General features: G+C 68.9%; 16 protein-coding genes, 1 tRNA gene and 1 pseudogene. 13 read left to right on the top strand and 5 right to left on the bottom strand.

The window, feature by feature from the left end; genetic code table 11:
* Window positions 1-20 precede the first annotated feature (20 nt).
* The 3 genes and pseudogenes from FV560_RS20725 to FV560_RS14885 form a co-directional block, all read left to right on the top strand.
* Window positions 21-173 (top strand): annotated as a pseudogene (locus tag FV560_RS20725) (variant leucine-rich repeat-containing protein); the annotation flags it as partial.
* A 25-nt stretch (window positions 174-198) separates the two neighbouring features.
* Window positions 199-402 (top strand): hypothetical protein, encoded by a 204-nt coding sequence (locus FV560_RS14890; protein WP_159622342.1) that lies wholly within the window; start codon window positions 199-201, stop codon window positions 400-402.
* Between the two features lie 140 nt (window positions 403-542).
* A complete protein-coding gene (locus FV560_RS14885; protein WP_159622341.1) occupies window positions 543-1,244 on the top strand; it encodes a hypothetical protein in 702 nt (233 codons plus the stop codon).
* A gap of 94 nt (window positions 1,245-1,338) precedes the next feature.
* Here the strand turns inward: FV560_RS14885 and FV560_RS14880 are convergent.
* Both FV560_RS14880 and FV560_RS20565 read right to left on the bottom strand, forming a co-directional pair.
* Window positions 1,339-1,426, bottom strand: a tRNA-Leu gene (locus tag FV560_RS14880).
* A 225-nt stretch (window positions 1,427-1,651) separates the two neighbouring features.
* Window positions 1,652-4,465, bottom strand: a complete 2,814-nt coding sequence (locus FV560_RS20565; protein ID WP_159622340.1) for a S8 family serine peptidase — start codon at window positions 4,463-4,465, stop codon at window positions 1,652-1,654.
* Between the two features lie 450 nt (window positions 4,466-4,915).
* Here FV560_RS20565 and FV560_RS14870 point away from each other — a divergent pair, with 450 nt between their 5' ends.
* Both FV560_RS14870 and FV560_RS14865 read left to right on the top strand, forming a co-directional pair.
* Complete coding sequence (locus FV560_RS14870; RefSeq protein ID WP_159622339.1) at window positions 4,916-6,988, top strand: M3 family metallopeptidase; 2,073 nt, start codon at window positions 4,916-4,918, stop codon at window positions 6,986-6,988.
* Window positions 6,985-8,313: a M20/M25/M40 family metallo-hydrolase gene (locus FV560_RS14865; protein ID WP_159622338.1), complete on the top strand. Its 1,329-nt coding sequence runs from the start codon at window positions 6,985-6,987 to the stop codon at window positions 8,311-8,313. The genes FV560_RS14870 and FV560_RS14865 overlap by 4 nt, the downstream gene beginning before the upstream one ends.
* 18 nt (window positions 8,314-8,331) lie before the next feature.
* Here the strand turns inward: FV560_RS14865 and FV560_RS14860 are convergent, their stop codons facing one another.
* The gene (locus FV560_RS14860) at window positions 8,332-8,562 is read right to left on the bottom strand and encodes a DUF5703 family protein (protein WP_159622337.1); all 231 of its coding nucleotides are present in this window, start codon (window positions 8,560-8,562) and stop codon (window positions 8,332-8,334) included.
* A 126-nt stretch (window positions 8,563-8,688) separates the two neighbouring features.
* On the opposite strand from FV560_RS14860, the gene FV560_RS14855 reads away from it, so the two are divergent.
* Window positions 8,689-9,000, top strand: coding sequence for a DNA primase (locus tag FV560_RS14855; protein ID WP_159622336.1), 312 nt, complete (start codon window positions 8,689-8,691; stop codon window positions 8,998-9,000).
* A gap of 49 nt (window positions 9,001-9,049) precedes the next feature.
* Here the strand turns inward: FV560_RS14855 and FV560_RS14850 are convergent, their stop codons facing one another.
* The gene (locus tag FV560_RS14850; RefSeq protein ID WP_159622335.1) at window positions 9,050-10,021 is read right to left on the bottom strand and encodes an aldo/keto reductase; all 972 of its coding nucleotides are present in this window, start codon (window positions 10,019-10,021) and stop codon (window positions 9,050-9,052) included.
* A gap of 51 nt (window positions 10,022-10,072) precedes the next feature.
* On the opposite strand from FV560_RS14850, the gene FV560_RS14845 reads away from it, so the two are divergent.
* Window positions 10,073-10,918, top strand: a complete 846-nt coding sequence (locus FV560_RS14845; protein WP_159622334.1) for an undecaprenyl-diphosphate phosphatase — start codon at window positions 10,073-10,075, stop codon at window positions 10,916-10,918.
* Window positions 10,919-10,971: 53 nt separating this feature from the next.
* The gene (mshC, locus tag FV560_RS14840) at window positions 10,972-12,270 is read left to right on the top strand and encodes a cysteine--1-D-myo-inosityl 2-amino-2-deoxy-alpha-D-glucopyranoside ligase (protein ID WP_159622333.1); all 1,299 of its coding nucleotides are present in this window, start codon (window positions 10,972-10,974) and stop codon (window positions 12,268-12,270) included.
* Window positions 12,271-12,375: 105 nt separating this feature from the next.
* Here the strand turns inward: mshC and FV560_RS14835 are convergent, their stop codons facing one another.
* Window positions 12,376-13,194: a PAC2 family protein gene (locus FV560_RS14835; protein WP_159622433.1), complete on the bottom strand. Its 819-nt coding sequence runs from the start codon at window positions 13,192-13,194 to the stop codon at window positions 12,376-12,378.
* Window positions 13,195-13,347: 153 nt separating this feature from the next.
* On the opposite strand from FV560_RS14835, the gene FV560_RS14830 reads away from it, so the two are divergent.
* From FV560_RS14830 to dop, 5 genes are read left to right on the top strand one after another with little or no spacing between them, the layout of a single operon-like run.
* Window positions 13,348-14,049, top strand: coding sequence for an HAD family hydrolase (locus tag FV560_RS14830; protein WP_235020149.1), 702 nt, complete (start codon window positions 13,348-13,350; stop codon window positions 14,047-14,049).
* Complete coding sequence (locus tag FV560_RS14825; protein WP_159622332.1) at window positions 14,042-15,229, top strand: site-2 protease family protein; 1,188 nt, start codon at window positions 14,042-14,044, stop codon at window positions 15,227-15,229. The genes FV560_RS14830 and FV560_RS14825 overlap by 8 nt, the downstream gene beginning before the upstream one ends.
* A gap of 53 nt (window positions 15,230-15,282) precedes the next feature.
* Complete coding sequence (locus FV560_RS14820) at window positions 15,283-16,317, top strand: tRNA (adenine-N1)-methyltransferase (RefSeq protein WP_159622431.1); 1,035 nt, start codon at window positions 15,283-15,285, stop codon at window positions 16,315-16,317.
* 27 nt (window positions 16,318-16,344) lie between these two features.
* The gene (gene arc, locus FV560_RS14815; protein WP_159622331.1) at window positions 16,345-17,979 is read left to right on the top strand and encodes a proteasome ATPase; all 1,635 of its coding nucleotides are present in this window, start codon (window positions 16,345-16,347) and stop codon (window positions 17,977-17,979) included.
* A gap of 18 nt (window positions 17,980-17,997) precedes the next feature.
* Window positions 17,998-19,629, top strand: a complete 1,632-nt coding sequence (gene dop, locus FV560_RS14810) for a depupylase/deamidase Dop (RefSeq protein ID WP_275401910.1) — start codon at window positions 17,998-18,000, stop codon at window positions 19,627-19,629.
* Window positions 19,630-19,633: the final 4 nt, after the last annotated feature.

Here is a 19,633-nt window from a genome sequence, read left to right as displayed (position 1 = left end):
CCGTGGGATAACGTGTCGGTGTGGTTGGTGGTCAGGGGGATCATGAGTGGCTCATTGCGAGGGATCCGAGGACTCCTCCTGAACACTTAGCCACCATCGCGGCCCGGCGCTGGGATCTCCATGCGGTGATCGCGGCCAACCCGCGCGCCTATCCCGCGCTGCGCCACTGGATGACCTCGGTGAATCCAGGTGGCATGCGTGGGCAGGGCAGCGTCCGCCCGCAGCCAGGGCCCGCTGCAGCGCCCGTTCGTGGCCCGCAGCCGGTCGGCCCGCCTCCGCAGCGAGTGGGTCCCTGGCCGCGGCCAGGACCGTACCCACAGCCTGCTGGCCCGCACCCGCCTCGCCAAGGCCGCGGGTGGGGTCTCGCGGCCGGTGGCTGCCTGTCCGCCGTCGTTCTCCTGATCACCCTCTTCTCGTGCTCCGGCGCGCTTCTGGCATCGGATCATTCGGATCCTGGAGACCCCCCGGGTCTTGCAACGCCGACCGGCGCCGATCCGTCGGCACCCGCAGGTGGCAGTGGGAATGCGGAGTTGGACGAGCAGATGGCGATCTTTGAGTCGGAGCGCCAGCAGTACTACGATCTTGCCGCCCAGCTCGACGGTAATCCCGTCGCACCGCTGGTGACCGAGCTCGTCTGGTTCGAACGACTCGAGGAACGGGCGCAAGACGCAGTGGACGGGAACAACGCGTTCTCAGCGCAGTCAGCCGCTCAGGAAGCGCAGCGGCGCCGGGAGGACCTGCAGCAGCTAATTGCCGAGGCCGAAGATCGAAGCGTGAACAGTTCCGGTTCCCTCAGTGAGGAGCTCGTTGACGGTGCCGGCGACGGATTCATCGATGTCCGCTGGGACGCTGCGTCCGTGTGCGGAGCCTCTGACAGGGACGGGTGGAGGACGACCGGTTGCGTGCTCCGGGGGGATTCGCTGACCATCCATCTGCTCGCTGAGAGCGAGTACTCCAGCGAGTGGGAGCTGCGGATGATGGTCGTGCACGAGCTTGCCCACGTCTACCAGCGAGCAGATGCCGCGAGATTCATGGACGGGTCCCGCGATTACGAACGGCTGCTGGACCAGGGGCTGTTCCAGGGCAGCAGCGAGAAGATGGCCGACTGCTACGCGCTCACCTACCATGACGAATGGACGCTCGAGACCGAGGACTACTGGATCGGCTACGGGTATGTGTGCGACGAATCCGAGCGCGAGGCGATACGTGCGTGGGCCGCGGACCTCAACGCACCGATGCCCTGATCGGTGCTGCGTTCAGGAATGTGATCTTCACGCGGAGGCGACGATGAACAGATGGCGATGCGCCTTCCGCGATCCTGCATCGCCGCAGGTCACATGGTGTCCGAGGGGGGACTTGAACCCCCACGCCCTATACGGGCACTAGCACCTCAAGCTAGCGCGTCTGCCATTTCCGCCACCCGGACAAGGGTGAGGCGAACACTCCCGCAGGGGCGTTCGCGACGCCGGTAAACATACCATGACGGGCTTGCCGATCTGTAACCCGGTCACTGGTGTAGTGCAGTGTCTTCGATCACGAGGCCGAGCGCGCCAGACACGCCGGGCGCGGGCCGCGAGCCTGGTGGCCCGAGGCCCGCGCCCTGTGAATCAGGGGCTGCGACTCACCCGGATGGCAGTGACTGCCGGTCTGGTCAGCACCGCCCGTCGACGATGCAACGCAGCTGTCCCTTCATCTTCGGCGGCACGTCCCGCAGCTGCTCCCGGAACTCGCTCGGTGGGTTGCCATCACCGTCCCGGTCGATGGTGAACACCGCGGTATCGGCGCTCTCCATGTGATCGGGGTTCTCCGGGTCGCCGAGGGCGTTCACCACGGTCAGGCCGATGATGTAGTCCCCGTCCGGCACCGACCACTCGGTGTTGTGGCGCCCGGCCCGGTAGACCGAGGCCAGCACCCCGTCCCAGGTGTACGGCGTGAACGCCTCCGCACCACCCGAACGTCCCACATGCTCTGTGGCCAGGAACGTCGCCGTCGGACCGATCGCCGCGCCGCGCTCACCATCGACGGCCGCGTAGACCGTCATCTCCAGCGACTGGGCCGGGTGCTCCAGGTGCACCAGGAACGTCGGCACATCGCCGTCGGCCATCGAGTAGGTGGCGCCGTCCGGCATCAGATCCCACTCGCCGTTCATCGTGCAGTCCGCTCCGATCAGGCGGTCACACGCGGTGAGCTGGCCGAGCACCGGCAACCCGTACCCGATGTCGGTGAGCAGCGGCACCCCCTGATAGTCACCGGCGTACCCGACGTAGGGCACCCGGATCGGTTCGCCGTCCTCGGGCATCAGGGTCAGGTACCCGCCGTACTGCGCCTGCTCCAGATCGGCGCTCGGAGCGATCGTGACATCGACGGACACGCTTGACCCCGCGGGCACCGTGATCTGCGAAGGGGCATCTACGCTGCTGACGCCGTACAGGAACGTCGGGTCGTCCGGATCCCCGCCCGTGGCGATCGCATCCTCAGCCGAGACCGTGTACGTCACGTCAGTCCCGCCGTCGTTGTGCAGCGTCACCGTGCGCGAGACCGGGCCGTGCTCGCTCTCGCCGAGCTCGATCGCGCCGGGGGAGACCCGTGTGGTGGACAGGATCGCCGCATCGATGTCGAGCATCCCGGCCCCTTGGCGGAACACCGGCTCCAGCAGCCCGAAGTCGGTGTTGAGCGACCACAGCGTGGGATCGGCCGAGTTCTGCAGCACATCCTTGATCTCACCCGGGTCGAGGTCGTCTCGCGCCTGCAGCAGGAGTGCGATCGCGCCCGCCACATGCGGCGATGCCATCGACGTGCCCGACTTCGATCCGTACCCACCCTGCTCGAGCGGCATCGTCGACCAGATCTGCCCACCCGGTGCGCCCAGATCGGGCTTGAGCTGCAGGTCTGCCGTCATGCCGTAGGAGCTGAAGTCGGAGATGAGCCCACCGGTCGGGTTCGGTGCGGAAATCGTCTCATCGCTCCACACCAGCTCGGTGGCCGTCCCTTCTTCGACGGCGGCCACCAGGGTCAGCCCGTCGTCCAGGGAGAGGGACGGGACCGGGATGGTGATCGGGGTCTCGCCTTCCACGGTGGGGGAGACGAGACCCGGCGCGTTGTTGTAGAGCACCATCGCGGCAGCACCAGCATCCTGGGCGTTGACGGCCTTGATGTGGAACGAGCAGTCACCGCGCTGCACGATCACCGCCTGACCCGAGTAGTCGCCGGCCAGTGGTTCGCACGCGAGCGGGAGGTCCGCGATCGCCAGGGGGAGCTCGCCCGAGGTGGGCGCGTCGGCGGCACTGGCAGCCGAGATGTACGGGTAGACGGCGCCGTCCGGCTGGGTACCGAACGAGTTCGCCATGAACTCGACGTTGTCGTAGGACGCCACGCCGATGACGTCGTCGCCTACGCCGGGCGCTCCGGCTGCCCACAGCCCGAGATCACCCTCGTTGCCGATCGAGGCGACCACGACCACTCCGGCGTCCACCAGCGCAGCGCTGGCCACCGCTGTCGGGTACTCCGGCCAGGAGGCAAAGGCGGCCCCGATGGACATGTTGACCACGTCCATCCCGTCTTCCAGTGCCCGCTCCATCGCCTCGATCATGATGTCGGACGTGGTGGAGCCGTCGCAGCCGAACACCCGGTAGGCACCGAAGGTGACACCGGGCGCCACACCGCGTACCCCGCCGTCCGCCGGGTCACCGTCCGCTCCCACGATCCCGGCCACGTGCGTGCCATGGCTCTGGCAGTCGTCCGGGTCCGGGTCCGGCGCCGGCACCGGCTGGAAGTCCACGCTGCTGTCGTCGGCGTTGTAGTCATCGCCCACGAAGTCGTATCCGACCGGCACTCGCTCGGTGGGGAAGGTGGTCTCCGATCCCGAGCCACCCAGGTCCGGGTGGTGGTAGTCCACGCCCGTGTCGATGATCCCGACGGCGATCCCCTCACCGTCGTAGCCGAGCTCGCTCTGGGCGATGTCCGCTCCGGTCATGGTGATGGCGCTGACCATCTCCGGCACCACATCCGACGTCGGTGTCGGCGGCAGCTCCAGTGGAAGCACCGGGAAGACCGCCTGAACGCCGTCGGCGCCGGCGAGCAGGGCGGCGTCGGCATCCGACATCGTCACCGACAGGCCCGTCCATAGAGAACCGAGCTCGCTGCGGACGCTCAGGTCGACACCGAGCTCCTGCGCCTCAGCGATCACCTCACGTGCATGCCGGGAGTTCACCGACGGGCTGCCACCGCGACTGGTCGGCGTGCCTTCGGTTTCGACGAGCCAGGCTCCGGTCGGCGACGACTCGGCCTGCAGTCCGGCCGGTTCCGCTGCGACGCCGTGGTCGGATGCTGTACCGAGATCGGTGATCTCGTCCGCGGATGCGGCGCTCAACGGGATGATGGCGGTCAGCGCGAGGGCGGCAGCGCTGCCCATCGCAACGGCCCCCCGTCGGGTCCGGTCCGCACCGGATCGATCGGATCGACGCATGAAGGGTCTCCTCATCGTGTTCGACGTCCGTCCCGTGATGGGGACGTCCGTCGAACATAGCCGTCTGATCTCGATCTGTGAACCGAATCACATCGAAATCTGGGTCCGGGCACACGACCGGTGGCGACCAGCTGCTGCTCGAAGGGAAGCTGGAGGAAGGGAACTGCAGGACCCTGAGTCGATCGAGCCGATCGGAAGGCGATGCCGAGGTGCTGGGGCAGGCGGTGCAGACATGAAAGCGGCCCCGACGCGTCGAGCGCAATCGGGGCCGCCGCGCGACCGGCCGTTCAGAGGGGGGCCGTTCGGCGGTCGCGGCTGACCGGAACTTCTACGCCTCCGAGGGGGACGGGGACTGATTCCGGCTTGCGCACGACTATACGACATCATCCGAGCGTGCGCGACCATGATTGAGGCGCGATTCGTGTCGGCGCGATCAGGTATGAATGAGGCATGGCCACCCCCGTTCTCACGCCCGACAACCCGTTTGCCGCGCCGTGGTCCTTGCCCTACGGACTCCCCGATTTCGCAGCTGTTCGTACCGAACATCTGCGTCCAGCGCTCGAGGCGGGAATGGCGCAGCAGCGTCAGGAGTGGGACCGGATCGCCACCCGGCCGGAGCCCGCGACCGTCGAGAACACCCTGGACGCACTGGAGTCCTCAGGCGCGTTGCTCACGCGGGTCGAGCACGTCTTCCACACCCTCGTCAGCTCCGTCGGCACCGATGAGCTCCGCGACATCGAAGCCGAGTACGCCCCGCGGCTGGCCGAGCACGCCGACGCGCTCTGGCTCGACGATCGCCTCCATGACCGGCTCCGTGAGCTGGCCGGCGCCACGCACGACGGCGAGACCGCCTGGGTGCTGAACCGGTACCTCACCAGGTATGAACGTTCCGGCATCGGGCTCGACCCGGCCGGGCGTCAGCGGCTCCGGCATCTCAATGGCCAGATCACCGCGCTGCAGACCCAGTTCGCCCAGCGCGTGGTCAGCGGTCTCGAGGCGGCGGCCGTTCCCGTCGCCGATGCCGAGCTGTCCGGACTGGCCGAGAGCACCGTCTCCGTTCTTCAGCAGTCGGCAGCCGACCGTGGCCAGGGCGGTGCGCTGGTCACCCTCGGTCTGCCCACCGCGCAGCCGATCGTCGGTCAGGCTCCCGACCGCGGCCTGCGCCAGCGGGTGCACACTGCCTCCGTCTCCCGTGGCACCGGGCCGGATACAGCCTCTGACACCCGCCAGATCGTGCTGGACCTCGCCCGCGTCCGCGCCGAACGGGCTGCGTTGCTCGGATTCGCTCACCACGCCGACTACGTCGCCCAGGGCGCCACGGCCAAGACGGCGGACGCCGTCACCGGTTTGCTCGGCCAGCTGGCTGGGCCGGCCGTCCGCAACGCCCGGCAGGAGGCGGACGAACTCGAGCAGGCGTTGCAGCACGACGAGCCCGGCGCGAGCCTGCACGCCTGGGATTGGGCGTTCTACGCCGACCGCGTGCGCCAGGACCGGTACTCCTTCGACGAGGATGTGCTGCGTCCGTATCTCGAGCTGGACCGGGTGATCCACGACGGCGTCTTCTACGCCGCGGAGCAGTTGTACGGCATCACCCTCACTCGCCGTGAGGCTCTGCAGGGGTATGCCGACAGGGTGCGCGTCTACGAGGTGTTCGAGGCCGATGGAACCGGCCTGGGCCTGTTCGTGGCCGACTACGACGCGCGGGAGGGCAAGCGCGGCGGGGCGTGGATGCACAATCTCGTCGACGGCTCCGGACTGCTCGATCGCCGCCCCGTGGTCGTCAACAACCTCAACATCAACCGGCCCGCGGCAGGTGAGCCGACGCTGCTCACGTGGGATGAGGTGATCACCGCCTTCCACGAGTTCGGTCACGCACTGCACGGCCTGTTCGCCGCCTCCCGCTACCCGTCTGTCTCGGGCACCGCGGTGCCGCGGGATTTCGTGGAGTTTCCCTCCCAGGTGAACGAGATGTGGGCATGGCACCCGCAGGTACTGGCCCGGTTCGCGCGGCACCACGCCACCGGCGAGCCGATGCCGGCCGAACTCCTGAACCGTCTGCGGCAGTCCCAGTCGTACGGGGAGGGCTTTGCGACCACCGAGTATCTCGCTGCCGCACTGCTCGACCAGGCCTGGCACCACCTCAGCCCTGACGAGGTGCCCACCCGTGTGAGCGAGGTGGAAGCCTTCGAGGCGCGCGCCCTTGACGGGTACGGCTTGGCCGATCCGCTCGTCCCGCCGCGGTACCGGACCACCTACTTCAACCACACCTTCGGCGGCGGCTATGACGCCGGCTACTACTCCTATATCTGGAGCGAGGTGCTGGACGCCGATACTGTGGACTGGTTCCGCCAGGAGGCCAGCGAGAATGAGGACGGCGGGCTGAACCGGGCTGCCGGGCAACGCTTCCGCGACGCCCTCCTCTCTCGTGGCCACAGCCAGGATCCGCTCGACTCCTATCGCGACCTGCGAGGCCGCGACCCGATCATCGACCCGTTGCTGCGACGCCGAGGACTGCACTCATGAGCACCCAGACCCCTACGCCCACCGCTGCTGAGCTGGATGCGGTCCGCATCTGCCGCGAGCTGATCCGGATCGACTCCTCCAACTACGGGGACGGCTCCGGGCCCGGAGAGCGCGAAGCCGCCGAGTACGTGATGGGCCTGCTTACCGAGGTCGGCTACGAGCCCGAGTACTTCGAGTCCGCCGACCGGCGCGCCAACGTGGTGCTGCGCATTCCCGGAGCGGACTCCTTCCGACCGGCCCTGGTGGTACACGGCCATCTCGATGTGGTGCCGGCACAGGCCCGCGACTGGAAGATGGACCCCTTCGGCGGCGACGAGATGGACGGCATGATCTGGGGCCGGGGCGCCGTGGACATGAAGGACATGGACGCGATGATCCTCGCGGTGGTGCGCGACATGAAGCGCAACGGCTGGCAGCCGCCTCGCGATCTGATCGTCGCCTTCTTCGCCGACGAGGAACACGGCGGTACCTACGGTGCCCGGTGGGCAGTGGAGAACCGTCCGGAGCTATTTGCCGGTGCGACCGAGGCGATCAGCGAAGTCGGCGGCTACTCCGTCGAGCTGGGTGGTCAGCGCGCCTACTTGCTGCAGACGGCGGAGAAGGGCATCGCGTGGCTGCGGATGATCGCCGAAGGCACGGCAGGGCACGGCTCACAGATCAACACTGACAACGCCGTCACCCGGCTCGCCGGAGCAGTCGCGCGGATCGGCGCTCACTCGTGGGGCACCGAGCTGGCACCGACCGTGCGCGCCCTCCTGGACGGCGTCTCAGACCTGACCGGGATCGCCTACGACCCGCAGGACCGTGCGTCGATCGATGCGCTGGTCACCTCACTCGGATCGGCGAGCAAGTTCGTCGGGGCGACGCTCTCGACCTGGGCCAACCCCACGCAGCTGGACGCCGGATACAAGGCGAATGTGGTGCCCGGAGGAGCCGAGGCGGTCATCGACGTGCGCTTCCTGCCCGGCCAGGAAGAACAGACGATGGCGACGCTGCGCGAGCTGGCAGGGGAGGGCATCCGGTTCGAGGACGTGCAGCGTTCGATCGCTCTGGAAGTGCCGTTCAGCGGCGACCTGGTGGACCGGATGGTGGACGCTCTGGACGCAGAGGACCCGGGCGCCGTCGTGCTGCCGTACATGCTCTCAGGCGGCACGGACAACAAGCACCTCGCCGATCTGGGGATCACCGGATACGGCTTCGCCCCGCTGCAGCTGCCACCCGAGCTCGATTTCGCCGGCATGTTCCACGGCGTGGATGAGCGTGTGCCGGTGGCGGCGGTGGAGTTCGGTGTGCGCGTGCTGGAGCGGTTCCTGCGGACCTGCTGAGTGGGCGACCGCTGTGGCTCACAGGGTGCTGGCCACCCGGATGATCTTGCGACGTAACCACACCTTCCGCGCCCCGCCCAGGTAGATGCGGTGACGTGCGAGCTCCCACCGGCCGTACTCGGCCTGCTCGGTGAGCAGCTGGCGCACATCGGTGCGGCTCGCGCTCGGCGGGATGGAGACCACGCGGAACTCGTACTGAGCCGCCGACCGTGTCGATCGTGTCGATCGTGTCGCGGGAATGCCTGCCATGGCGACACCATAGTGGCCCTCGGCCCGAGCGTGGGTCAGCAGCCCGGGCCGGGTGTGCCAGAGCGTACTGGACCCGGGCCGAAAATGGCTCTCCACCCAGCCGGTCGAAGGTGCTACGGTCAGGCCATGGCCAAGGATCTGCGCGCTGCGCTGGATGATCTCCTCACCGCTTTTGAGGCTCACCTCGACGCTGCCGAGGGTGCTCCGGAGGATGACGACCCGACCGTGCTGAACGCGGCCGCGGCACTCGCTGACGCCTTCGAGAACTATGACGAGATGCTCTACGACGAGCTCGGGGTGGACACCCCGTTCGTCGTCTACGACGGCGACGAGGACGATCTCGAGGACGACGACCTCGACGAGTTCGACACCGATGACAGCGATGACTCCGACACCTACGACGACGATCTTGAGGTCGAGGTGGACGACCAGCGCTGAGCGCCGATCGCTGCGCACTCATCGCTGTGTCCCTGAGTCGAACGTGCCCTCAGCGACGTTCGGGATACCCGAGGACCGGTGCGGTGATCTCGTCGAGCGCATCCCGGATCTGTTCGGGAAGCTCCAGGTCCACCGCTGCCAGTGAGCCCCGTAGTTGGGCCGGTGTCCGTGCTCCCACGACGGCGGAGCTCACCCCGGGCGTGTCCCGCACCCAGGCCAGGGCAACCTCGACCGGTGCACGGCCCAGTCCGTCCGCAGCCGTCACCACGGCCTCGACCACGCTGCGCGAGCCGTCAGTCAGATAGGGCTCGACGAATCCGCGCAGGTGCGGAGATGCCGCGCGGGAGTCTGCGGGTACCGAGCGCCGGTACTTGCCGCTGAGCACTCCGCGTCCGAGGGGAGACCAGGCGAGCACGCCCGCACCGAGGGCCCGGGCACCCGGGAGGAGTTCACGTTCGATCCCGCGCTGCAACAGGGAGTACTCCATCTGCACTGCCGCCAGCCCGGGGGAGAGGCCCGGCAGACCCGTCCCGACCTCCAGCAGGGTGGCCGCGCGCGCGGTCTGCCAGGCCGGGTGGTTCGCCAGACCGACATACCGGGTGCGGCCGGTGTCGACAGCGTGGCGCAGCGCCGAGACGGTTTCCTCGAGCGGGGTGCCTGGATCGGGGGCCTGGACGAGCCACACGTCGAGGTGATCGGTCCCCAACCGCTTCAGGGTGGCGTCGAGCCCGTCGAGCAACGCGCCCCGGGAGGCGTCCACACGGCCGTCGCGTACCCCGGCCTTCGAGCACAGCAACAACTCGTCGCGTTCGGCGACCGTGCCCAGCAGGCCACCGATGACCTCCTCTGCCATGCCGCCGGAGTAGGTGGCTGCCGTGTCGAGCAGCGTGCCGCCGGCATCCAGGAAGACCTTGAGCTGTTCGGCAGCCTCGTGCTCGTCGGTGTCGCGCCCCCAGGTCATCGTCCCCAGTGCCACCGAGGAGACGCGCAGTCCGCTCGCGCCCAGTCGCCGTGTCTGCATGTCAGCGAGGTTACCCGTCATGACCGGGTCGGCCGGTTATCGTTGGGCCTCGTGACATGGTGGGAAGCCCTCGTGCTGGGGGTCATACAAGGACTGACCGAGTTCCTCCCGATCTCCTCGAGTGCGCACCTGCGCATCGTCGGTGATCTGATGGGACAGGACCCGGGGGCGGCGTTCACCGCCATCACCCAGATCGGTACCGAGGCCGCAGTGGTTCTCTACTTCCGCCGCGACATCGCCCGGATCATCGGCCGGTGGGCCCAGGCACTCCCGGTCGGCCCGTGGAAGAACCAGGTGCCCAGCAGTGACCCGGACGCCCGCATGGGATGGTTCGTCATCTGCGGCTCCATCCCCATCGTGGTGCTCGGGCTGCTGTTCCAGGATGCGATCGAGCATGCGTTGCGCAACCTCTATCTCACTGCGCTCGTGCTCACCGTGTTCGCGGTGATCCTCGGGATCGCCGACGTCCGGGGCCGAAAGGAGCGCGTGCTGACCCAGCTGACGTGGAAGCACGCCTGGCTGTACGGCTTCGCGCAGTCGCTCGCGCTGGTGCCCGGCGTCTCCCGCTCCGGTGGAACGATCACCGCCGGCCTGCTCATGGGCTACACCCGGGAGGCAGCTGCGCGGTACTCCTTCCTGCTCGCGATCCCAGCCGTCCTGGGCTCCGGCTTCTACCAACTCGTCAAGAGCGGAGGCACCGGTGGCGCAGCAGGTTTCGGCCCCACCCTGCTCGCCACGATCGTGGCGTTCGGTGTCGGCTATGTGGTGATCATCGCGTTCTTGAAGATCGTCTCCACCTACTCCTACCTCCCCTTCGTCTACTACCGCATCGTGCTGTCCGTGATCGTCGTGGCGTTGCTCCTGGCCGGGGTCGTCGCCCCGTTGCCGAGCACGTGAGGCAGGGCACCCCTGTGGTCAGAGTTGCCCGAGCCACTCGTTAGGCTGAGATCGTGCAATCTTGGACGAGCCCTGCGATCCCTGCGCTGCCCGGTCGGGGCCACCGTCCCCGGTTGCACGACACAGCCTCCGGTGAACGTGTCGATCCCGTGACCGGCGGTGTGGGAGCCCTGTACGTGTGTGGGATCACGCCCTACGACTCCACCCACCTCGGCCATGCGTTCACCTATCTGGCCTTCGACACCCTGAACCGCGTCTGGCGCGACGCCGGGGTCGATGTCCGCTACGTACAGAACATCACCGACATCGACGACCCGCTGCTGGAACGGGCTGAGGCGACCGGGGTGGACTGGCGAGATCTGGCCAGCGACCAGATCGACCTGTTCCGCTCGGACATGTCCACACTGCGGGTGCTGCCGCCCGACCACTACATCGGCGTCGTGGAAGCGATGGACCTGCTGGTGACCGCCGTCGAGACGATGCTCGCCGCCGGTGCCGCCTACCGGGTCGAGCAGGATGTCTACGCCGACCTCTCCGCCGACGAGCGGTTCGGCTCCCTCAGCCACCTCGATCCGGAGGCGATGGCGACGCTGTTCGCCGAACGCGGCGGGGACCCGGATCGGCCAGGCAAGCGCGACCCGTTGGACCCGCTGCTGTGGCGCGGCCAGCGACCGGGTGAACCCCACTGGGACGGGCATGGTCTCGGCCCCGGGCGGCCGGGATGGCACATCGAGTGCGGTGCGATCGCCGCCGAGTATCTGGGTCTGCCCGTGAGCGTGCAAGGGGGCGGGCAAGACCTGATCTTCCCGCACCACGACATGGGCACCAGCCACCTGCGGTTCTTGCCCGCTTCGGGCACCCACGGCGATCAGAGCACCCAGGGCACGTCACAGGAGCCGATCCGGTGCTTCGTCCACACGGGTCTGGTGGCCTACCAAGGCCACAAGATGAGCAAGTCGCTGGGGAACCTGGTGTTCATCTCGCGCCTGGTCGCCCAGGGTGTGGACCCGCGCGCGATCCGGCTGGCGTTGCTCGACCACACCTACCGCGATTCCTGGGAGTTCGCACACGCCCACCTGGAGACCGCCGGGGCCCGGCTCGCGCGCTGGCGCCGGGTGGTCCCGGACCGGGACGAGCCGGGGGCGGCGAACGCATCTGGCGGGCCAAGCAGTTCGCAGGGACCGAACGCTGTCACCCACCTGGAGCGGGTGCGCGCCGCGCTGGCCGATGACCTCGACACCCCGGCGGCGCTGGCCGCCGTGGACGCCTGGGCGAGCCAAGGCGGAGCCGACAATCCCGCACTGCTGGTGGACGCCGTCGACGCTCTTCTGGGTGTGGACCTACGCAGCTGAGGTCGAAGACCTCCGTCGGTGGCGCGTCAGGGCGGCCTCAGTGTCACCGAACGGCGCCACGACGACATTCACGCCACCCTCGTGGCTCGTTCCGCCGAGCAGCACTCAGCCCGGACCGTGCCCGGGATCGCGGCGGCGCAGGAACTTCTCGAACTCCCGCGCGATCGCCTCGCCCGAGGCCTCCGGGAGCTCGGCCGTATCCTTGGCCTCCTCCAACTGCTGCACGTACTCGGCCACCTCCGGATCGTCCGAGGCGAGCTCGTCGACGCCGTCCTGCCACGCCTTCGCGTCCTCCGGCAGGTCTCCCACCGGGGTGGGCTCGCCGAGCAACTCATCCAGCGCCGTGAGGATGGCCAGCGTGGCCTTGGGTGACGGCGGCTGTGCCACATAGTGCGGGACGGCTGCCCACACGTTCAGCGCGTGCATGGTGCGGTCGGCGGCCAGGTGAGTCAGCACTCCGGTGATCCCGGTCGGGCCGTCGTAGTCGCTTTCCTCGACGTCCAGCAACGCCTGCACCCGCCGGTCGTCCGAGCTCGTCTGCACCGGAATCGGCCGGGTGTGTGGCACATCGGCGAGCAACGCCCCGAGGCACACCACAGTTCCCACATCCAGCTCTTCGGCGATGTCGAGCAGCTGGCCACAGAAGTCGCGCCAGCGCATCGACGGCTCCACGCCCTGGACAAGCACGAGCCGGCGCCCTCGCTGCGGTGTGGCCGTCACCGAGACCGTCGTACTCGGCCAGGTGAGCACTCGGTGGCCGCGTTCGTCGCGGCCGATCGTGGGGCGATTGACCTGGAAATCGTGGAACAGGTCGGGATCGAGCCGATGGACCTCCCGCACGTCCCACGCCTCGGCGATGTGCGCCAACGCCGAGCTCGCCGCCGAACCGGCGTCGTTCCAGCCCTCGAACGCAGCGATGAGCATCGCCGGAGGCACCTCGGTGCCGGCGTCTGCGGTGTGGTCGGGGTCCGGGCCGCGGTGGCGTGGCGGAGTGGTCACCACTCCAGCCTACGACGCCGTAGCCTCCCGTCCGCTCGTGGCGCCGGCCCCGGGCCCGGCACACCGTAGACTCGGCGGGTGCCTCGAATCACCACTGAGACCGACCTCGCCGCCGTCCTGTGGGACATGGACGGCACCCTGGTCGACACCGAGCCGTACTGGATCGCCGTCGAGATGGAGCTGGCCGCTGCACACGGCGGCGCTTGGGACGAATCCCTCGGCACCGACCTGGTCGGGATGCCATTGCAGGTCTCTGCCGCCGCACTGCGCGACCGGGCCGGGGTGCGCGGCAGCGTCGAGGAGGTCATCGAGCTGATGATCTCCGGCGTCATCGACCGGATCGCCACCCGCGGGCTCCCATGGCGGCCAGGCGCCCGGGAGCTGCTCGAGGAGCTCGGCGCCGCGGGCGTCCCACTCGCGCTGGTCACCATGTCCTGGCGGCGACTGACGGATGTGGTGCTGGCCGCCCTGGAACCGAACCCGTTCGCTGTGATCGTCACAGGCGATGAGGTCGCCCGCGGCAAACCCCACCCGGAGCCCTACCTGCGAGCAGCCGCAGAGCTCGGTGTCGACCCGGCGTCCTGCATCGCGATCGAGGATTCGCTGCCGGGTCTTGCCTCGGCGGAAGCCTCGGGGGCTGCTGTCATCGGTGTGCAGGCCAAGGTGCCGATTCCGGCAGCCAGGGGCCGCAGCAGGTTTCCCAGTCTGGCTGGGATCACCGTCGCCGATCTGCGTCGCATCGTCGCCGGAGACGTCGACGACCGGCTACCAGATGACTGACCGGCCCGCACCGCGTCCACGACCAGCCGGCCAGACCACCCGCGGCTGGCGGATCGGTAGCGTCGGCGGAGCGCCGGTGGTGGTCACCGCCGGGTGGCTGCTCATCGCCGGGGTCCTGATCGCCCTGGTCGGACCACAGTTGCAGTCCATCACGGGTGCGGGTCCGATCGCCTACCTGTGGGCCCTGGCCGTCCCGGCGCTGCTGTTCATCTCCGTGCTCGCTCACGAACTCGCACACGGCTGGGCTGCACGCGCCCGCAAGGTGCCCGTCCGCGAGTACGTGGTCACGTTGTGGGGCGGGCACACCTCCTTCAGCGGTGGACTGCGTACCCCTGGCGACTCGGCCTTGATCTCCGTGGCCGGCCCGGCTGCGAACCTGGCGCTCGCCGCCCTCGCCTGGTTCCTCGGGGACGGCCTTCCTGGACTCCCGGGCCTGGCGCTGGACGCCTTCACCTACACCAACGCCTTTGTCGGCATCTTCAACCTGTTGCCCGCGCTCCCGCTGGACGGCGGCAAGTTGCTCGAGGCCGCCGTCTGGTCGATCAGCAAGGACCGCTCGCTGGGCACCATCGTCGCCGCCCGCGCCGGGCAGGTGCTCGCCGTCGTCGTGCTCGGCGGGAGCCTGCTCGTGCCGCTGCTGCGCGGGGAACGGCCGAGTGTGGTCACCGCCGTCTGGGCGGCCCTGGTGGCCGGGGTGCTGTGGACCGGGGCCCAGGCATCGTTGCGCCAAGCCAAGGCCCAGCGCAGCGCCCAGGCGATCGACCTGGCAGCGATCGCCACCGGTGCTCACGTGCTGCACGTTAGCGGCACTGTCGCCGACGCCGACCAGGTGCTGGCCCGCACGCCGTCGGTCGGCATCGTGCTGGTCGACGACCGCGGCAAGCCGGTCGCCCTGGTCGACCGGCAGGCGCTGACCGCCGTGCCTGCCACTGGCCGCCAGGAGGTGCCGCTCAGCGCGGTCGCGCACGCTATCCCGCCGGCTGCGCTGGTGACCCGCACGCGCGGGCCGGAGGCCGTGGCCCAGGTAGCCCGCGCAGCACAGGCGGGGGCCGCCGTCGTGATCCTGGTCGGACCGACCGATCCCTCCGGTGACCCGAGCCGGGGGCTGGTCCCGGCACAGGTGCTCGGGCTGGTCCCGGTCTCGCAGGTGGTGGGTCTGTTGGGTGGGCGGCGCGCGTAGACTGCCCACCCGTGACTTCCGATGCCTCCACCGACCAGCCCACCGGGTCCACGATGCGCCGGGGCCCCTTCCGCTCCGGTGACAAGGTCCAGCTGACCGATCCCAAGGGACGACTGACCACCATCACCCTGACCGAGGGCGGCGTCTACCACACGCATCGCGGTTCATTCCGCCATGACGAGCTCATCGGTGCACCGGAGGGCACGGTCGTGAGCACCACCGCCGGTATCGAGTACCTTGCCTTACGGCCGTTGCTCGCGGATTTCGTGCTCTCGATGCCACGCGGAGCAGCGGTGATCTACCCCAAGGACGCCGGGCAGATCGTCACTCAGGCCGATATCTTCCCCGGTGCGCGAGTGGTCGAGGCCGGTGTCGGCTCGGGTGCGCTGTCGCTGTCTCTGCTGCGCGCGGTGGGCGACTCCGGTTCCCTGCTCTCGGTGGAACGACGTGAGGACTTCGCCGAGATCGCCCGTGGCAACATCGAGGACTTCTTCGGCAGGCCTCACCCAGCCTGGACGCTGCGCATTGGTGACCTCGCCGATGTCCTCCCGGAGGCCGTGGAACCAGGGTCGGTGGACCGGATCATCCTGGACATGCTCGCACCCTGGGAGAACCTGGATGCCGTGGCGCACGCACTGACGCCCGGTGGCGTGCTGCTCGCCTACGTCGCCACCGCCACCCAGCTGTCTCGCTTCGCCGAGGACGCCAAGGCGGACGGGCGCTTCACCGAGCCCCTCGCATGGGAGTCGATGGTGCGTGGCTGGCATCTCGAGGGCCTGGCCGTGCGGCCCGAGCACCGGATGATCGGGCACACAGGCTTCCTCGTGACCACCCGGCGGATGGCGCCGGGGGTGAGCGCACCGCTGCGGCGTCGTCGGCCGGCCCCCGGTGCCTACGCCGAAGAGGGGGTTGCGGTGGACGAGGGCGCGCTCGCGGCCGACCTGGGCGAGCGGGACGTCTCGCCGAAGAAGCTGCGCAAGCTGCGCCGTTCCTTCGATGCTCACCGCCGGGCGCGTGAGGGCACTGCCACGCCCACGGACCAGCAGGCGGACCCCGGGACGGACCGTCCGGAGGCTGACCTAGAGTAGGAAGTCCCGGCGCAGGAGGGAGCAGCGATGGCCGAGAACACCACCGCACGCGAGCGGGAGCTGCAGGAGCAGGCGGTCTCGCTCGCGGCGAAGAACGAACGCCTCGTCACCGCGCTCACCACAGCGCGTTCGCAACTGGTCGAGATGCGCTCCCAGCTGGAGGAGATGAGCAGACCGCCGGCGAGTTACGGCGTCTTCGTGCGCTCGCACTCCGATCGCACGGTCGACGTCATGTCTTCCGGTCGCAAACTGCGGGTGGGCACCTCCCCGCACGTGGCTGTGGAGTCCCTGCACCCCGGGCAGGAGGTGCAGCTGAACGAGGCCATGATCCTCGTCGCTGTCGGCGGCTACGAGCCGGTCGGTGAGCTCGTCACCGTCAAGGAGATGCTCGGCGACGGCCGTGCCCTCGTGCTGGGACGGGCCGAGGAAGAACGTGTGGTCCGGCTCGCCGGGCCGCTGGTCGGCGCCGGCATCCGGGTGGGGGATGCCCTCACCGTTGACACACGGACCGGCTTCGCATTCGAGAAGATTCCGCGCTCGGAGGTCGAGGACCTCATGCTCGAGGAGGTTCCCGATGTCGCCTACACCGACATCGGTGGGCTGTCGCGGCAGATCGAACAGATCCGGGACGCCGTCGAGCTACCGTTCGGTCACCCCGACCTGTTCCGCGAGCACGGGCTCAAGCCGCCCAAGGGCCTGCTGTTGTACGGTCCGCCCGGGTGCGGGAAGACCCTCATCGCCAAGGCTGTGGCCACCTCCCTCGCCCACACCGCCGGCAAGGGCGTCGCCGAGGGTGAGCCGGTGCGCAGCTATTTCCTCAACATCAAGGGACCGGAGCTGCTCAACAAGTTCGTCGGGGAGACCGAGCGCCACATCCGGTTGATCTTCTCCCGGGCACGGGAGAAGGCCTCCCAGGGGGTGCCGGTGGTGGTCTTCTTCGATGAGATGGAGTCGCTGTTCCGCACCCGCGGCACGGGGGTCTCCTCGGACGTGGAGACCACGATCGTGCCGCAGCTGCTCGCCGAGATCGATGGCGTGGAGCGGCTCGAGAACGTGATCGTGATCGGTGCCTCCAACCGGGAGGACATGATCGATCCGGCGATCCTGCGACCCGGCCGGCTGGACGTGAAGATCAAGATCGAGCGCCCCGACGCCGAGTCCGCACAGGACATCTTCAGCAAGTACCTCACGCCTGACCTGCCGATCCACCCGGACGATCTCGCCGAGCACGGGGGCGACGCCTCGGCCGCGGTAGCCGCGATGATCGAGCGCGCGGTGGGGCGGATGTACGCCGAGGATCCGGAGAATGAGTTCCTCGAGGTCACCTACGCCAGTGGCGACAAGGAGATCTTGTACTTCAAGGACTTCAACTCCGGCGCCATGGTCGCCAACATCGTGGACCGCGCGAAAAAGGCCGCCATCAAGGATCTGCTCGCTACGGGTGTGCGCGGGATCCGCGTGGAGCACCTGCTCAGCGGTCTCGTCGATGAGTTTCAGGAGAATGAGGACCTGCCCAACACCACCAACCCCGACGACTGGGCCCGGGTGTCCGGGAAGAAGGGGGAGCGGATCGTGTTCATCCGCACGATCGTGCAGCACAAGGACGCCCCGCGGACCAGTCGCACCATCGAGAACATCAGCCCCACCGGCCAGTATCTGTAGGCACATAGGGTGGGCGTCGTGACTGTGCGGCGTGTGATGGGCATCGAGACCGAGTACGGCCTGCTCGGGGTCGGCAACCCGGCAGCGAACCCGATGGTGATGTCCGCCCAGCTCATCACCGCCTATGCGAACGAGGGCATGCCCGGATCGGCGCGCGCACGGTGGGACTACCAGGACGAGGACCCGCTGCGCGATGCGCGCGGCTTCCGGCTCGACCGCGCCGAGGCGGACCCGAGCCTGCTCACCGACGACCCGCAGCGACCGGCCCCCGAGGGTGACCTGCACCGGGTCACGTTGCGGCGACGCCCCGGTCCGCAGCCCGAGCCGGCCACCGTTGCCAACGTGATCCTGCCCAACGGCGCGCGGTACTACGTCGACCATGCGCACCCCGAGTACTCCAGCCCGGAGGTCACCACCCCTCGGGACGCCGTCCTGTGGGACCGTGCCGGAGAGCAGGTGCTGCTGCGGTCGAGCCGCCTTCTCGCCCAGATCGCGGGCATGCCCGAGATCGCGCTCTACAAGAACAACACTGACGGCAAGGGCGCCAGCTACGGCACACACGAGAACTACCTCGTCGAGCGTGCCGTGCCGTTCGAGGACATCGTCGCCGCCTTGACTCCGTTCCTGGTGACCAGGCCGGTGATCTGCGGTGCGGGACGGGTCGGGCGCGGACAGCGGAGCGAAGCGGGCGGCTACCAGCTCAGCCAGCGTGCCGACTTCATCGAGGCAGAGGTGGGGCTGGAGACCACACTGCGGCGCCCGATCATCAATACCCGCGATGAGCCGCATGCCGAGTCCAGCCGGTACCGGCGGCTGCACGTGATCGTGGGTGATGCGAACCAACTCGAGGTCTCCACCTACCTCAAAGTGGGCACCACCGCACTGCTGCTGTGGTTGCTGGAACGGCGCGGACTACCCATGGAGCTGGCGGCGTTGCGGCTGGCGGACCCGGTGCGCGCCGCCCAGGAGGTCAGCCACGACCTCACGCTCACCCGCAGACTCGACCTCGAGGACGGCAGGCGGATGACGGCGCTGGAGATCCAGCGCACGTACTGCGAGGTGCTCACCGAGGCGGTACAACACGCCGCCGGAGGTGAGGCAGCGGCGCCGGACCCGGCAGCGGAACAGACCGCCGATGTGCTGGCGCGCTGGGCGGACGTGCTGACCAGGCTCGGTGACGATCCGGCCTCCTGCGCGCGAGAGGTGGAGTGGGTCGCCAAGCTCCGCGTGCTGGAAGCCATGCGTCGTCGCGACGGTCTCGGCTGGGACGCTCCCCGGCTGGCTGCCCTCGACCTGCAGTGGTCCGATCTGCGCCCCGAACGCAGCATCTACTCCCGGCTCGTCGCTGCTGACGCCGTGGAACGGCTGGTCAGCGAGGACGAGGTCGCCGCCGCCGTCCTGCATCCACCGCAGGACACCCGCGCCTACTTCCGCGGGGAGGCGGTACGCCGCTACCCCGGTGCGGTTGCCGCCGCCAGCTGGGACGCGATCATCTTCGATATCGACGGCGCCCCGGCGCTGCAGCGGGTTCCGATGACCGACCCGCTGCGCGGCACCCGTGCGCACGTGGGGGAGCTTCTCGACGCCCATCCCGACCCGGGCACGCTGCTGGCCACCCTCACCGCACGTCCGCCTGGCCCGCAGACGTAGGATC

It is taken from the genome of Ruania rhizosphaerae, assembly GCF_009805705.1.
Classification (GTDB): Bacteria; Actinomycetota; Actinomycetes; order Actinomycetales; family Beutenbergiaceae; genus Ruania; species Ruania rhizosphaerae.
The sequence above is the reverse complement of the archived record's forward strand: the minus strand, read 5'-3'. Positions and strand labels throughout refer to the sequence as shown.